This window comes from Pseudomonas sp. A-RE-22 (assembly GCF_019956035.1).
GTDB classification, from domain to species: Bacteria; Pseudomonadota; Gammaproteobacteria; order Pseudomonadales; family Pseudomonadaceae; genus Aquipseudomonas; species Aquipseudomonas brassicacearum.
Genome location: NZ_JAHBCZ010000014.1, coordinates 63782 through 76080, shown reverse-complemented (window position 1 = coordinate 76080; position 12299 = coordinate 63782). Strand labels below are relative to the sequence as shown.

The window sequence follows — 12299 nt, the reverse complement described above, 5'->3', positions numbered from 1 at the left end:
TGCTGATCCACCGCTATCGCGAGCAAGCTCGCTCCCACAAGGGTTTGTGTATGAAGTGGTATTCAGGCCTGCCCCAGCACAAGGAGTCTGTGCGAGACTTGCCACAACAATAAAAACAGCTCCTGCGAGAGTGCCCCATGGCCGCACCTGCTCCAGCCTTGTCTCACGAGGCAATCATCCAGGCCTCCTGGTCCCGTTGCCGCGCCTTCGGCCTGAACCATCAAAGCGTGCCGGCCTTCGACCAGTTGCCCGCCCAAGGCATCGCCCAGTTGCTGGAGAGCCAGCATTCACTGGTGCAGACCACTCACCAGGAAGTCCTGCCGTACTACGAAAACATCCTGAGCAACTCCAACTGCCTGATCATGCTGGCCGACAACCAGGGCCAAGTGCTGACCTCCTGGGGCACCCAGCGCTTCATCGAACCGAAACTGGCCCATGGCTTCAGCGCCGGGGCGAGCTGGATGGAGCGCTGCACAGGCACCAACGCCATCGGCACCGCGCTGGCCTGCGAACAGGCGGTGCACATCGAGCACGATGAACACTTCCTCAAGGCCAATCGCTTCATGACCGGCTCCGCCGCGCCGATCTTCGATGCCGAGCGCAAGGTCATCGCCGTGCTGGACGTCTCCAGTGACAGCTACCTGCCGCCCTCCCATACCCTGGGCATGGTCAAGATGATGAGCCAGACCGTGGAGAACCGGCTGATCCTCAACCTGTTTCGCGGTGAACACTTCCAACTGACCTTCAACACCGGCCTGAACAATCTCGACAGCCAATGGGCCGGGCTGCTGATCTTCGATGAGAGCGGCCAGGTCCTGTCCGCCAACCGTCGGGCCGACAACCTGCTGGGCCTGAGCCTGTCGCGGGTCAGCATCGAAAGCCTGTTCAAGGTCTCGCTGCTGGAACTGCTGAACCAGCCCGACGGCCTGCCGTTCGCCCTGCAAGCGTCCGGCAGCAATCGTTTCCAGTGCTTGCTCAGGCGCCCGAGCCAGGTGTCGATCAAGGCTCGCGTGTTCACCGAGCCCGCGCCCACGCCGGCCTCGGCTCCTGCCTCCCATGTCATCAGCCTCAACACCCTGCACTTCGGTGACAGCCGCGTGGAGAAAGCCGTGCGCCAGGCCGAGCGCTTGCTGGAGAAGGACATTCCGCTGCTGATCCACGGCGAGACCGGCGTTGGCAAGGAAGTCTTCGTCAAAGCCCTGCACCAGGCCAGTTCGCGCTGCAAACAGCCGTTCATTGCCGTCAACTGCGCAGCGATCCCCGCCGAGTTGGTGGAATCGGAATTGTTCGGTTATGAAAAAGGCGCCTTCACCGGCGCCAATCAGAAAGGCAGCATCGGCCTGATCCGCAAGGCCGACCGGGGCACGCTGTTCCTCGACGAGATCGGCGATATGCCCCTGCCGACCCAGGCCCGGCTGCTGCGAGTCTTGCAGGAACGTTGCGTACAGCCGGTGGGCAGCGCGGAGCTGTTCCCGGTGGACATCCGCATCATCTCTGCCACCAACCGCTCGCTGCGTGAACAGGTGCAACTGGGGCGGTTTCGCGAAGACTTGTACTACCGCATCGGCGGCCTGACCCTGGAGCTGCCACCGCTGCGCGAACGCAGCGACAAACAGGCCCTGTTCAAACGCCTTTGGGAACACCACCGCGAACCGACCCAATGGGCCGGCCTGAGCCGCGAGGTACTGGACCTGTTCGAGCGCCATCCATGGCCGGGCAACCTGCGGCAGGTCAGCAGCGTGTTGCAAGTGGCCCTGGCGATGGCCGAGGAACAGCCGATCCGTCCGGAACATCTGCCCGACGACTTCTTTGTCGATCTTGAAATGGAGCCGGTGGAAACGCCTGAGCCGATGACGGTGGACCTGAACGATGCCGAGGACCTGAACCGTCAGTTGCAGGCCGTGGGCGGGAATATTTCACACCTGGCGCGACGGCTGGGAGTCAGCCGCAATACCCTGTACAAACGCTTGCGGCAACTGGAAAGCTGATACGAAACCTGTGGGAGTGGGCTGGCTCTTGTTGATTGAGTACATATCCGTTGCTGCGGTAACGGCAACTTAGGGTTCCGCCCTGACGGCGGGTCACTTTTGGAAAAGCCGGGAGCCGGACCAGCCAAAAGAAACCAAAAACGCTTTGCCCCACCACTTGGTGCCTCGCTTAGGCTCGGCATGCCCGAGATCAACGTCCACTGCGAGGCGGCCTAACAGCCGGCCTGACTCTCCCAGTTGTACACCCGTCAGATCTGTGGGAGCAAAGCTTGCTCGCGAGGCGGCCTTGCGGCCGGCCTGGCTCTCCCGGTCATACTCGCTCCCACAGGGGATTTGTGCTGAGTGTGATACCCGAGAACAACTCGGAAAAAATTGTGGGAGCGAGCTTGCTCGCGAAGGCGTCGAGTCGGCCAACATCAATGTTGAATGACCCACCGTTTTCGCGGGCAGGCTCGCTCCCACAGGCGTTTTGCTTAACTGATTGGCATTACTCCGACTTAGTCGAACGCGCCATTGAGCACTTCATAGATGATGCCAGTGGCGATCGCCACCAGGATCAGGTCCGTGCCGACCTGTTGCCACTCATAACCGTCATAGTGCGGCAACCGCCCCAGCAGTCGCCCATCGAGCTTTTTGGCGATACCGGGTGGCAACGGCTTGCCTCGTGCAAGATTTTTCTGGATGCCTGGCGGCAGCGCCGGGCCGGGGCTCCAGTAATCGCGATATCCGCCAATCACACCGAGGATGCCGCCGCGGTCGAGGCTCGGGCCGTTATGCCAATCACCGCCGCCACCACCTTGGTTGCCTTTGCCGCCCTGGTTACCCTTGTTACCGGGATTTCCTTGACCGCCCTTGTTGCCTTGCCCGCCTTTGCCTCCCTGTCCGTGGCCAGGACCTTGATCGAATTGAGCATTTCCCTTGCCGTTGCCCGGGTCCGCGACAACAATGCCAGGGCCAGCCGCCAGGGCGAAACAGGTCACTGCAGCAATCAACGAGCGCGATTTGAACATGGCAGTTCTCTCAAAAAAGGGATGACCCCTGTAAAGATATAGAGACTAACGATGATATTAGTTCCATATCACGCTGAGCGCCGTTTGCCTGGACCGGATAACACCTGAACACAGCAATCAAGGAGTTTCATGCGCAAGGATTACCTGGCTTTTTTCGTCTCGATGTTCCTCTCCCGGTTGGCCGACCAGATTTTGCTGTTCATCGTCCCGCTGATTGTTTTCCAGACCACCAACAGCGTCGCCTGGGCAGGCCTGGCCTTTTTCGTCGAGTCCTTGCCACGCTACCTGGCGTTCCCGATCTGCGGCGCGCTGTGCGACAAGTTTTCGCCGATTCGCATCCTGCACATCAGCCAGGTCTATCGCGCCGTCGCCTGCGGGGTGACGGTCGTGCTCCATGGTGTCTTCGGCGGTATCTATTGGATCGTCGCGCTCTCGGCCCTGTGCGGCGTGCTGACCACGCAGGGCATCATGGCCCGCGAAGTGGTGATGCCGTACATCTTCAAGCACTACACCTACACCAAGACCCTGTCCTACTCGCAAATCGCCGACCAGACCGGTTTGGTACTGGGCCCGCTGATCGCTGCGCTGCTGCTTGAGGTGTGGGCGTGGCACTGGGTGGTGCTGGCGATTGCCGGGCTGTTCCTGCTGGCGGACCTGGCGATGCTGTACTGGCAACGCATCAGTTCGGTCACCCTGGAAACCTTCGAGCAGCATCACGACCTCTGGCTGAACCCGCTGCGCATTGCCTTAGGCCACATTCGCAACCTGGCGGAACTGAAAAAGATCATCAGCCTGGCAGTGGGCGTCAACCTGATCATCGGCGTCACCCTCGCCACCTCGGCGGCCATGGTCATCGGCCATTACGGCGCCGGCAAGGATGACTACGCAGGCTTACAGGCAGCCGGTGCCGTCACCACCATCCTCATCCTGTTTCTCCTGGCTCGGGTCACCTTGCCCTTGAAACTACTGGGTGCCCTCTCCTACACGCTGATTGCCGTCGGCGCCTTCATCACCGCCCTCAGCCCGAACACAGGGGGCTACGTCGTCGGTTTCTTGCTGATTGTCGGTTTCGACAAAATGTTCAACGTCTACTTCCGTACCCTCCGCCAGCAAGTCATTCCGCCCCAGGACTTCGGCAAGACCGTCGGCGTCATCACACTGCTCAACAACCTGTCGCAACCGCTCGCGGGCCTGCTGGTCGCGGTACTGGCCGCGCCGGTTGGAACGCAGCAGGTGATTCTGCTGCTGGCGGTTGCCACCAGTCTGATCGGAGCCGCAGTGGTTGTGCTGCACAGGCATTCGACATACCGATCAAGCGTCTACAACGCCGAGACCGACTGACCCTATCGGGGGGGCGGATTGTATTATCAGTGACTTATTGTTGAGGCATGGTTGCAACGTTGCCGACGTCAATGCACGCCTGCCCGCCATTCGTCACCTGTCGAGTGTCGGGGCCAACAGGCGGCCACGTCTGGCTCAGGGTTTGCACTGGCCTGTCTCAGCAGCCAAGAACGACGTAATTCTGACGCGGCGGCAAATTAATCAATGCTTGGTCAGCAAACGGAGATGTACCGTGTCAACTCTCAACGAAATCGCAGCGAATCACGCGAGAATGGCAAAGTTAAAGGAAGAAGAGTCGATGCGGCTGAGTGCGCTTCAGGGTCAGGTGGTGGGGAGTTTTGAAATTCCACCCATCGAGGCGCCACAGGAGATGTCGCTGCACTTCATGACGGGTGTACAGGATCACTCGTTTGGGGAAGCGGCGGCGCTGAGTTTTTGACCTGGGTGTTGATGGGGTTTCGTCGCTCGCTTGTTCGCGGGCGACTCGACCTTTCAGAACTGCCTGGCTAAAGCAGCTGCAAGTATGCCGGCCCCAATTGCCGGCAGCGGTTTTTTCAGTGTCAGCATGACGATTGCCGTGGTCAGCAAAGCCAGGCGTGCGCCGTTGTCACCTTTAACCGCCAGCGGAGCCAACACCGCCACCAATACCGAACCGGACATGGCCGTGATGAACTGCTGCACCCTATAGTTGATCGACACGAACGACATCACGAAAACACCGCCCCACCGAGTCGCCAACGTCACCGCGGCCATTATCAATATGACAACCAGGGTGCCGTAACCCGCCGTTTCAATGCTCATTGTTTTTTCTCCATCCACAGCGCGCCCAGAATGCCCCCCGCCAAAGCGCCGACCACGACATGACTGTTCGCCGGCAAGTACCAGTAAGCCAACAGCGATGAGCAGGCCGCCACGGTCCAGATGATGAACATGCGCAGGTTTTTCTTCCCGCCGACGACCATCGCCAACAAGAAACAGCCCATCACCATATCGAGCCCGAAACTGACCGGGTTCTCAATGGCGCTGCCAAAATGAAGCCCCAGCCAACTGCCCAGGATCCACGCGACCCAGAGTGCAATGCCGCCGCCGAATAAAAGCCCGAGCCCCGGCTTGCCACGACTGAACGCCTGCATCGCCATGGCCCAGTTGGCGTCCGAAACAACCAGCATGACACCGTAGCGCTTGGCAACGGGCAGCTCCCGCAGCCACGGGTAAAGCGTCGCGCCCATCAATAAGTGCCGGGCGTTGATGGCGAAGACGGTGATCATCAGCGGAACGACCGGCACTTGCTGGCCCCATAGGTCCAGCGCGGCAAATTGAGAAGCGCCGGCAAAAACCAGCGCGCTCATGAGCACCGCTGACGTATCACTCAAGCCCGTTTGCGCAGCCGCCAGGCCGAAAGCAACGCCGAACACGACGACGAAAAGAGAGATGGGGATCAGCTGTTTGAAACCGTCGTAGATGTGATTCAACGTCAGCGCGTGCAGGTGGGGTTCAACATTCGACAAAACAGGGCCTCTTCTGAATATCTGCGGGGCAAAAACCGAGAGTATGGGGCTGAATCTGCTTGCCGAACACTTTTTGGCGGGGCAATGGGCAACTCAACCCGCCGAGATCAGGTCATAGGACAGCTTGCTGATCAGGATCACCAGCAGCACCAGGAACAGCGCGCGAACAAAGGGCACTCCCTTGCGCACCGCCAGCCAGGTGCCGGTCAGCGCGCCAAAGATATTGAACAGCGCCATCGGCAGCGCTACCAAGTAGAGCACGTTGCCGCTCGGGATAAAGAACAGCAGCGCCGCGACATTGGTGGCGATATTCACCAGCTTGGCCGACGCCGAGGCGTGCAGGAAGTCGAAGGCGAAACAGCGAATGAACAGGAAGATCAGGAAGCTGCCGGTGCCCGGTCCGAACAAACCGTCGTAGAAACCGATGGCGCCACCGATCAGTACCGCCAGCAGCTTCTCCTTGGTGCCGATGCGCATGGGCTTGTGCAGGCTGCCGAAGTCCTTTTTCCAGAAGGTGTAGATCGCCATCAATATGATTAGCACCAACACCGCCGGGCGCATCAGTGCCTGCGGCACGATCGATACCGTCGCCGCGCCAGCGAAGGCCATGACAAAGGCCGCGCCAGCGGCAGGAACCACCAGGCTCCAGTCGATCACCACCTTGCGCACGAACGAGCGCGCAGCAAAGGCCGTGCCGCAGGCCGCCGCGACCTTGTTGGTGCCGAGCAGCGCTGCGGGCTGGGCGCTGGGCAACACATTGAACAGTGCCGGGATCTGGATCAGGCCGCCGCCGCCGACGGCCGCATCGATCAGGCCGGCGGCGAAGGCGAAGACACATAGCAGGACGATATCGAACATTGAATCAGGCTCTGGCAATAAAGGGGTGGGTGGTCGAGAGGGGGGCTTTTGGCACCCGCCATTCGTGGGTCGCTTCACCCGCAAGAGCGGTTGCTTTTCTGAGTGTTTCATCCAGCGTCGACATATCCATCGCTCCTGTTTAGCTACGTCCTTGTGCTGAGAGCGGGAAGGCTAACGGAAAGGGCTTTTTTGTGTTGCAATGTCATATTGTGAAAAGTGCAATGAGGTAGCCGGTGGCGCTGGATATGTTGGCTGATCTTGAAGCCTTTGCGACGGTGGCCCGCAAGCGCAGCTTTGTCGTCGCAGCCCGCAGCCTGGGGCGCTCCCCCAGCTCGCTGACCCGCGCCATTCAAGGGCTGGAAGAACGCAGCGGGGTCAAGCTGTTCAATCGCTCGGCCAATGCCGTGACGCTGACCGAGGCCGGCGAGCGGCTACTGCCCCACGCCTACAGAATGCTCGATCTGCAACGTGAGGCGGACGAGGACCTGGCCGGGCTCAGCGGCCTGGCCACCGGCTGGATCCGCTTTTCCGCACCGCAATCCTTCGCCCACACGGTGATCCCCGGGTTGATCGCCCAGTACAGCCAGCGTTATCCCGATGTCAGCGTGGATGTGATCTTCACCGATGCGGCGGTCGATCCGGTCAAGGGCAAGCTGGACTTTTCGATTCGCGGCGCCTTTCCACAATCCAGCGACCTGATCGGCTACCCGCTGTGGAGCTATTCGCGCTACCTCTACGCCAGCCCTGGCTACCTGGAACGATGCGGGCTGCCGGCTTCCATCGAGGCGCTGGAACAGCACGCATTGATCCTGCACACGGCACCGCGGATTCTCAAGGAATGGAATTTTCGTGGGCTGGGCCAGGCCGGCAGCTTTCGCGTGCACCCCAAGTTTCGCTTCAGTTCCGGCGCGGCGGTGTTCCAGGCTGCGCTGGCCGGTGCCGGGATTGCCCGCCTGGCCGACTGGCTGGCGGAGCCGGAAGTGGCGGCGGGACGCCTGGCGCGGGTGTTCCCCGAGTACAAGCTGACCTCCAGCACAGGTAAAGACCCGCGCATGCATGCGGTCTATCCAGCCGGCAACCTGCCGTTGCGGGTCAAAAACCTGCTGGACATGATCCGTGTCTACGGAGACAGCGTCAGCCGCTCCTGAAGGTCGGCCGGCGCCCCCGTTGAAAAAATAGAGTGAAGCACGTCACAGACCAGGCGACCGCTCAAGTGGCCAGTGCGGAATGTTCCACACCAACGGCCATAAAACGGCAAAATAAATACCTCAGGCGACTCACTCGCGCCCTTCGTCAAAGATCAAAGCAATCAATGCGCTAGAAACAGAGCACAGGATTTCTTGGAAGAAAGAAAAATTACTAATGGAAAGCAGGAGCCTTGCAAAATGAGCACAACTGAACAAGTACAAAGCACGGGTAAATACAGCGCCAAGTGGCAGGAACGCTTTGACTTCTTTGAAACCTATGGTGCACCAAACGACCCGCGCTACAAGGAAGCCGTCAAGACGCTGCCAGGCGTCAAGAAGAAAATCCTCATCAATGCCAACGTGATTGCATTTTTCTTCGGCCCTATCTACCTGTTCGTCCTCGGCCTCTGGAAGAAAAACCTCGCCCTGCTGGGTATTTTCCTGGCGATCAATATCGCATTGAGCGTGATTTTCGCAATCCTCGGCATGGAGTTTCCTCGGCCGTTGAGTACAGGCCTGAGCATCGCCCTGTCGATGATGTACGCACTCATGGCCAACTACGCCTACTACCTCAAGGAAGTGAAAGGTGAGCAAGGCTGGAACCCGTTCAAAGGCATGCGTCTCTGATTGCAGGCTTGGGTCATCAAGAGCCCGCACCTCATCATGAGTGTGCGGGCTTGTTGTTTCTGAGTCGTGGGAGTCTGGATAACCCAGCCTACGGACCTGCGAAGTCTTCGGGCGGGTCCGATTAGTTCCGAGTCGGTTCTTCAGCAAACACGGTATACGGCAGCAATAGCGTATCGGTGACCAAGCTGAATGGCAGGTCAATCAACGCCAACGGCACCAAGGCACGAAACACTCCGGCGTTTTCATCCGTTGCGGCCTTGATCACTTCAATATCGGTGGAGGTCCCGCAATACGGATGGGGACCACAACGTGGACGATCATCGAAGGTTTCAGAGAGCGTCGAACAACCTGCCAGCAGCACAACGGCCAATATGCCTAGGAACAATTTCATGCGATCACTCACGAATACGGACCGGAAGAAGAGCGATCCGCACTCTACTCCAAGCCCTGTGAAACGGGCGACATAAGTTACATGTCTTGCATCAGTGCGCCGTACTCCCGTCAGAAACAACGACCCGAACGTCAGTCTCTCTGAGGATACTTACGCTGGAAGTAACGACACCGATGCCTGACAGCAAGGGCATCGGTGTCTCTTGTCCGCTCTGGCAGTCCGTCGAGGGTCAACTCATCTCTGGAACGAGGTGACTCAGGAACGTCAGGTTTTCAATGGCGTGCATATACCCAGAGAATCTCGGATCGCCATCGTTGAACGCCTTTGCCGCTTTTTGCGCGTTCTCAAGACTGTCCCACATGGCCAAGTCCACGAAGACTCGATCGTCGCTCATAGGGCAGTAGGCACGGTACTCGATCAAACCAGGAAAGCTCTTTAATGTTTCACGAAGCCCTGCGCGGAGCCCAGGCATTTGCGCAACGCATTCCTGCTTGACCTTGAAAATGGCAAGTTTGAGTACATGAGACGAGTGCTGCATGGGAATGACCTTCTGCGTGTTAAGGAGTCCCCATTATCAGTGGCTCATACTGACAGCGTAGTGTCAGTAGCGGTGATCGCTTTCCACTGGCTTGCCTGGTGCTTCATATACGCTTGGAGGTCAAGGGCAGGATTGTTGGGTGATGGTTGTTGGGCAACAGCGATGGAGGTGATGCGATCGACCCGAAAATCGCGGTAAGCCGTTCTGGTGCAACACCAGCTTCCAACTGTCCACTTTCCTCCCCAGTAGAAAAGACCAAGGGGGCAAATGAGGCGTTGCGAAACCGCACCGTCCAAACGGGTATACGTTATTTTCAGCGCCTGAGTGTTTTCGATGGCATTGCGAAGCGTTGCCAGATGACCACGCGTGGAGGAAGGTGTTGTTCCAAGTGCCCTGATTTTTGCCGTGCTGGGGTCAACCTTGTGATGGACCAGAGACGCTGAGATTTTGCTCAACAACATCCTTGCAGCAGCACTCAGATCGTTATCGGCGGAGGCTGAAAGCATTTCCATCCCGAGCATCAATGCATCCAGTTCGAGCCTGTTCAACGTTAAAGGCGGCATCTCGAAGTCGGCGTCCAAGGCATATCCCACACCGGTGGTCCCATAGATTGGGATTCCACTGAAGGAAAGGTCATCGATGTATCGATAGATCGAGCGAACGGAAACGCCAATTCGGCTCGCCAGTCGTTCAGCAGAGATTGGCTGATGGATACGAATCAGATTCACCAATTGAAATAAGCGATCAGCTTTACGCACCTTGTGCGCTCAACTGAGGGTTCAAGGCATTCTGTTCCATCAGTGGAAATGGCATCCGTAAACTCCTGTTATCGGCCAATGAAGCAACAGGAGTTTGCCCCACGGGAGAGTGCATCTCAATAGATGGACTCCCTCACCCTGAGCGTGGCCACCCTGACGGCAGGTTCGGCAGACGTCTACGAAGAAACATCAGCCGAAACTCAACTGCCTTAACGACCTGAATGTTGTTTTTTTACACCAGTTCTAGTCTTTCGCTCAAAATAGGCATGAACGAACCACAGTGCCAGGGCAAACCCGGCAAAGCCAAAAATGAAGAGCAATACCTCTATTGCAGCACCCTCATGAGAAAACATTGTGTTCACCTCATCCGTAAGTGGGTTGACCGAAAATCGCCACGCTTAAAATCTCTCGTAACAATCCAAACATTTTCAGGGTAGTCGCCAACAACCTGCGTGGCAACCCTCAGCCCGGCATAAACCCCCGGTCTAGACGAGTCGCCGACCAATGACACCCTACCCCGGCGCGCCCAATATCATCGTCGATAATGAGTTCTTCTAGCATCGGCACCCGGTTGATCCAGACTGCATGCATGGCTGAATGGTCATGACCCGATTCTTATCTGAAGGAGGTTCGCGCGCGCCTGCCGACGCAGCGGGCGAGTGAAATCAATCAGCTACTGCCGCATCAGCGGACTGAATTACGTTCAAGCTGGACTGGTAATTACAGCGTCTGGAGTCAAGCCGCGCCAAGCGATGGGGGACAGCAGGAATACAAAGATAAGGAACGCCAACTGGGACAGATAGAACGGCTCCAGCCACTGCTGCTTCAATGCGACGTATAAGGTGTTGTGAGCTACGTCGACCAAGATGATCGCAGCCGTAAGCACAATTCCGGCTCTTGGCTTGAGGAACAGGAGCAGAGCTGCGAGCGGGTCAAAAAATGTAAGCGCTCCCCAAAAGATACGGCTCGCCAAATAAGCGCCAGGTCCGTATCCGTAGTCCCAGAGCAAACCATGTAAAGCATCCGTACGGATGTGATTAGCCGTGGCGACAAGAAGGCAACATGCAAACAACATTCTGACGAAGAATGACAACCTTTGCATGGTTTTATCTACAGTCGCCATCTAAGCCCTGCATCATAGCGGGATCGGAGTGGTTAACGACCATCAGGACCGCCAGTGCTGACATTACCGCCGAGGGCAGCCTATCTTGAATGTCCGAATAGATAGCGCTTCATTACGCGCATCTTTTTCGTTCTGAGCCTTCATGGTGAAGCTACCGTCCTGGTAGCTGCGAGCCATAGCCTGGTTATTCTTGTCGATCTCGGCGTAGATGCGAGCGCACTCGCTGGCTGTTGCTTCAGGAGTCGTTGGCAGGGGCGCATTCTCGATATCGAGAACGTACTGAGATTTCTGATAGGCGCAGCCGGTCAGGGCCAAGAGAGCAAGTATTGCGAGGTTTTTTTTCATGAGATTTCCATATCGTAAATTGAGGACTCACATCCGGTAGCGGATCAATAGAGAACCCTGCGGCTTTCCTCGTACTGGGAAACCGGGCACCGACCACGATTATGAGTTTCCCCATAATCAAGGTCTGTTCACGTTTGCCCTACCCACACCAATTTTCAACTGCAAACGCGTTGAGCTATTGACCTATTCAACGACCGAACGGCTGTTGCGCCAGAACAGGTACGCCAACCCCACCGGCGCTACGAAAATCGCGAACGACCAGCACATGGCCATGGTGAAAGCCTTCACCATCAGCATGAACAGTGCATTCACGAAAAAAACATTGTTGCCCATGATGTAGCCGACAACGCTTTCGTAGACGAACCGAGAGTACGGATAAAGCAAAGTATTGATGATCGCCAACACGATCAGCCCAGGCTTCGCACCGATTCCTGCGGGGCTGTTGGCCGCCAAGGAGATGATCATCACTGTAAACACCAGCCCAAAAAGAAACTGGCGGATGTAGTAACTGGTCGTAAGACCGCCAAACGTCTTGGCGAAAAATGAGCGCATAAGAGATCCCTCTGGAATGCTGATTTAAACGAGGCGCCACCATACCAGCATCATTTATTCACGCAAGATCAAA

The 12299-nt window shown here is 57.6% G+C and carries 15 protein-coding genes and 1 pseudogene; 6 read left to right on the top strand and 10 right to left on the bottom strand.

What is annotated here, in order from left to right:
* Positions 1 to 137: 137 nt before the first annotated feature.
* Entirely contained in the window at positions 138 to 1988 is a 1851-nt protein-coding gene (locus KGA89_RS09560; RefSeq protein ID WP_223471375.1) for a sigma-54-dependent Fis family transcriptional regulator, read from the top strand.
* Between the two features lie 497 nt (positions 1989 to 2485).
* Here KGA89_RS09560 and KGA89_RS09550 read toward each other — a convergent pair whose 3' ends face one another.
* Positions 2486 to 2998 (bottom strand): anti-virulence regulator CigR family protein, encoded by a 513-nt coding sequence (locus KGA89_RS09550; RefSeq protein WP_223471373.1) that lies wholly within the window; start codon positions 2996 to 2998, stop codon positions 2486 to 2488.
* A 129-nt stretch (positions 2999 to 3127) separates the two neighbouring features.
* Between KGA89_RS09550 and KGA89_RS09545 the strand changes: the two genes are divergently transcribed.
* Together KGA89_RS09545 and KGA89_RS09540 are read left to right on the top strand one after the other, a co-directional pair.
* The gene (locus KGA89_RS09545; protein ID WP_223471371.1) at positions 3128 to 4339 is read left to right on the top strand and encodes an MFS transporter; all 1212 of its coding nucleotides are present in this window, start codon (positions 3128 to 3130) and stop codon (positions 4337 to 4339) included.
* A gap of 232 nt (positions 4340 to 4571) precedes the next feature.
* Positions 4572 to 4778, top strand: a complete 207-nt coding sequence (locus tag KGA89_RS09540) for a hypothetical protein (RefSeq protein WP_027912993.1) — start codon at positions 4572 to 4574, stop codon at positions 4776 to 4778.
* 53 nt (positions 4779 to 4831) lie between these two features.
* On the opposite strand, the gene KGA89_RS09535 is transcribed toward KGA89_RS09540, so the two are convergent.
* The 3 genes from KGA89_RS09535 to KGA89_RS09525 all read right to left on the bottom strand — a co-directional run bounded on the left by KGA89_RS09535 (position 4832) and on the right by KGA89_RS09525 (position 6705).
* Positions 4832 to 5140: an AzlD family protein gene (locus KGA89_RS09535; RefSeq protein WP_223471370.1), complete on the bottom strand. Its 309-nt coding sequence runs from the start codon at positions 5138 to 5140 to the stop codon at positions 4832 to 4834.
* Positions 5137 to 5847 carry an AzlC family ABC transporter permease gene (locus tag KGA89_RS09530; protein WP_223471368.1) on the bottom strand — a complete coding sequence of 237 codons (711 nt, stop codon included), beginning with the start codon at positions 5845 to 5847 and terminating at the stop codon, positions 5137 to 5139. Before KGA89_RS09530 ends, KGA89_RS09535 begins: the two co-directional genes overlap by 4 nt.
* 93 nt (positions 5848 to 5940) lie before the next feature.
* Complete coding sequence (locus tag KGA89_RS09525; RefSeq protein WP_028236718.1) at positions 5941 to 6705, bottom strand: sulfite exporter TauE/SafE family protein; 765 nt, start codon at positions 6703 to 6705, stop codon at positions 5941 to 5943.
* A 233-nt stretch (positions 6706 to 6938) separates the two neighbouring features.
* On the opposite strand from KGA89_RS09525, the gene KGA89_RS09520 reads away from it, so the two are divergent.
* A complete protein-coding gene (locus KGA89_RS09520) occupies positions 6939 to 7853 on the top strand; it encodes a LysR family transcriptional regulator (RefSeq protein ID WP_223471366.1) in 915 nt (304 codons plus the stop codon).
* A gap of 237 nt (positions 7854 to 8090) precedes the next feature.
* Positions 8091 to 8519 carry a DUF2628 domain-containing protein gene (locus KGA89_RS09515; protein ID WP_003203778.1) on the top strand — a complete coding sequence of 143 codons (429 nt, stop codon included), beginning with the start codon at positions 8091 to 8093 and terminating at the stop codon, positions 8517 to 8519.
* Positions 8520 to 8640: 121 nt separating this feature from the next.
* Here KGA89_RS09515 and KGA89_RS09510 read toward each other — a convergent pair whose 3' ends face one another.
* From KGA89_RS09510 to KGA89_RS09500, 3 genes are all read right to left on the bottom strand, one after another.
* Positions 8641 to 8910 carry a YceK/YidQ family lipoprotein gene (locus tag KGA89_RS09510; protein WP_100264111.1) on the bottom strand — a complete coding sequence of 90 codons (270 nt, stop codon included), beginning with the start codon at positions 8908 to 8910 and terminating at the stop codon, positions 8641 to 8643.
* 229 nt (positions 8911 to 9139) lie between these two features.
* A complete protein-coding gene (locus KGA89_RS09505; RefSeq protein ID WP_223471364.1) occupies positions 9140 to 9448 on the bottom strand; it encodes an antibiotic biosynthesis monooxygenase family protein in 309 nt (102 codons plus the stop codon).
* A 44-nt stretch (positions 9449 to 9492) separates the two neighbouring features.
* Entirely contained in the window at positions 9493 to 10206 is a 714-nt protein-coding gene (locus KGA89_RS09500; RefSeq protein WP_100264113.1) for a helix-turn-helix transcriptional regulator, read from the bottom strand.
* A gap of 587 nt (positions 10207 to 10793) precedes the next feature.
* Here KGA89_RS09500 and KGA89_RS30760 point away from each other — a divergent pair.
* Positions 10794 to 10894 (top strand): annotated as a pseudogene (locus KGA89_RS30760) (transposase domain-containing protein); the annotation flags it as partial.
* A gap of 15 nt (positions 10895 to 10909) precedes the next feature.
* Here KGA89_RS30760 and KGA89_RS09495 read toward each other — a convergent pair.
* The 3 genes from KGA89_RS09495 to KGA89_RS09485 all read right to left on the bottom strand — a co-directional run bounded on the left by KGA89_RS09495 (position 10910) and on the right by KGA89_RS09485 (position 12226).
* Entirely contained in the window at positions 10910 to 11308 is a 399-nt protein-coding gene (locus KGA89_RS09495; protein WP_100264135.1) for a hypothetical protein, read from the bottom strand.
* 84 nt (positions 11309 to 11392) lie between these two features.
* Complete coding sequence (locus tag KGA89_RS09490) at positions 11393 to 11674, bottom strand: hypothetical protein (protein WP_003203782.1); 282 nt, start codon at positions 11672 to 11674, stop codon at positions 11393 to 11395.
* A gap of 183 nt (positions 11675 to 11857) precedes the next feature.
* Positions 11858 to 12226, bottom strand: a complete 369-nt coding sequence (locus KGA89_RS09485; RefSeq protein WP_003203784.1) for a hypothetical protein — start codon at positions 12224 to 12226, stop codon at positions 11858 to 11860.
* Positions 12227 to 12299 lie beyond the last annotated feature (73 nt).

What these genes read in the sequence shown, in the direction of transcription:
- KGA89_RS09490 (WP_003203782.1), bottom strand. Translation starts at nt 11,674, where the DNA reads ATGAAAAAAAACCTCGCAATACTTGCTCTCTTGGCCCTGACCGGCTGC.
- KGA89_RS09510 (WP_100264111.1), bottom strand. Translation starts at nt 8,910, where the DNA reads ATGAAATTGTTCCTAGGCATATTGGCCGTTGTGCTGCTGGCAGGTTGT.
- KGA89_RS09485 (WP_003203784.1), bottom strand. Translation starts at nt 12,226, where the DNA reads ATGCGCTCATTTTTCGCCAAGACGTTTGGCGGTCTTACGACCAGTTAC.
- KGA89_RS09525 (WP_028236718.1), bottom strand. Translation starts at nt 6,705, where the DNA reads ATGTTCGATATCGTCCTGCTATGTGTCTTCGCCTTCGCCGCCGGCCTG.
- KGA89_RS09515 (WP_003203778.1), top strand. Translation starts at nt 8,091, where the DNA reads ATGAGCACAACTGAACAAGTACAAAGCACGGGTAAATACAGCGCCAAG.
- KGA89_RS09560 (WP_223471375.1), top strand. Translation starts at nt 138, where the DNA reads ATGGCCGCACCTGCTCCAGCCTTGTCTCACGAGGCAATCATCCAGGCC.
- KGA89_RS09545 (WP_223471371.1), top strand. Translation starts at nt 3,128, where the DNA reads ATGCGCAAGGATTACCTGGCTTTTTTCGTCTCGATGTTCCTCTCCCGG.
- KGA89_RS09550 (WP_223471373.1), bottom strand. Translation starts at nt 2,998, where the DNA reads ATGTTCAAATCGCGCTCGTTGATTGCTGCAGTGACCTGTTTCGCCCTG.
- KGA89_RS09535 (WP_223471370.1), bottom strand. Translation starts at nt 5,140, where the DNA reads ATGAGCATTGAAACGGCGGGTTACGGCACCCTGGTTGTCATATTGATA.
- KGA89_RS09495 (WP_100264135.1), bottom strand. Translation starts at nt 11,308, where the DNA reads ATGCAAAGGTTGTCATTCTTCGTCAGAATGTTGTTTGCATGTTGCCTT.
- KGA89_RS09505 (WP_223471364.1), bottom strand. Translation starts at nt 9,448, where the DNA reads ATGCAGCACTCGTCTCATGTACTCAAACTTGCCATTTTCAAGGTCAAG.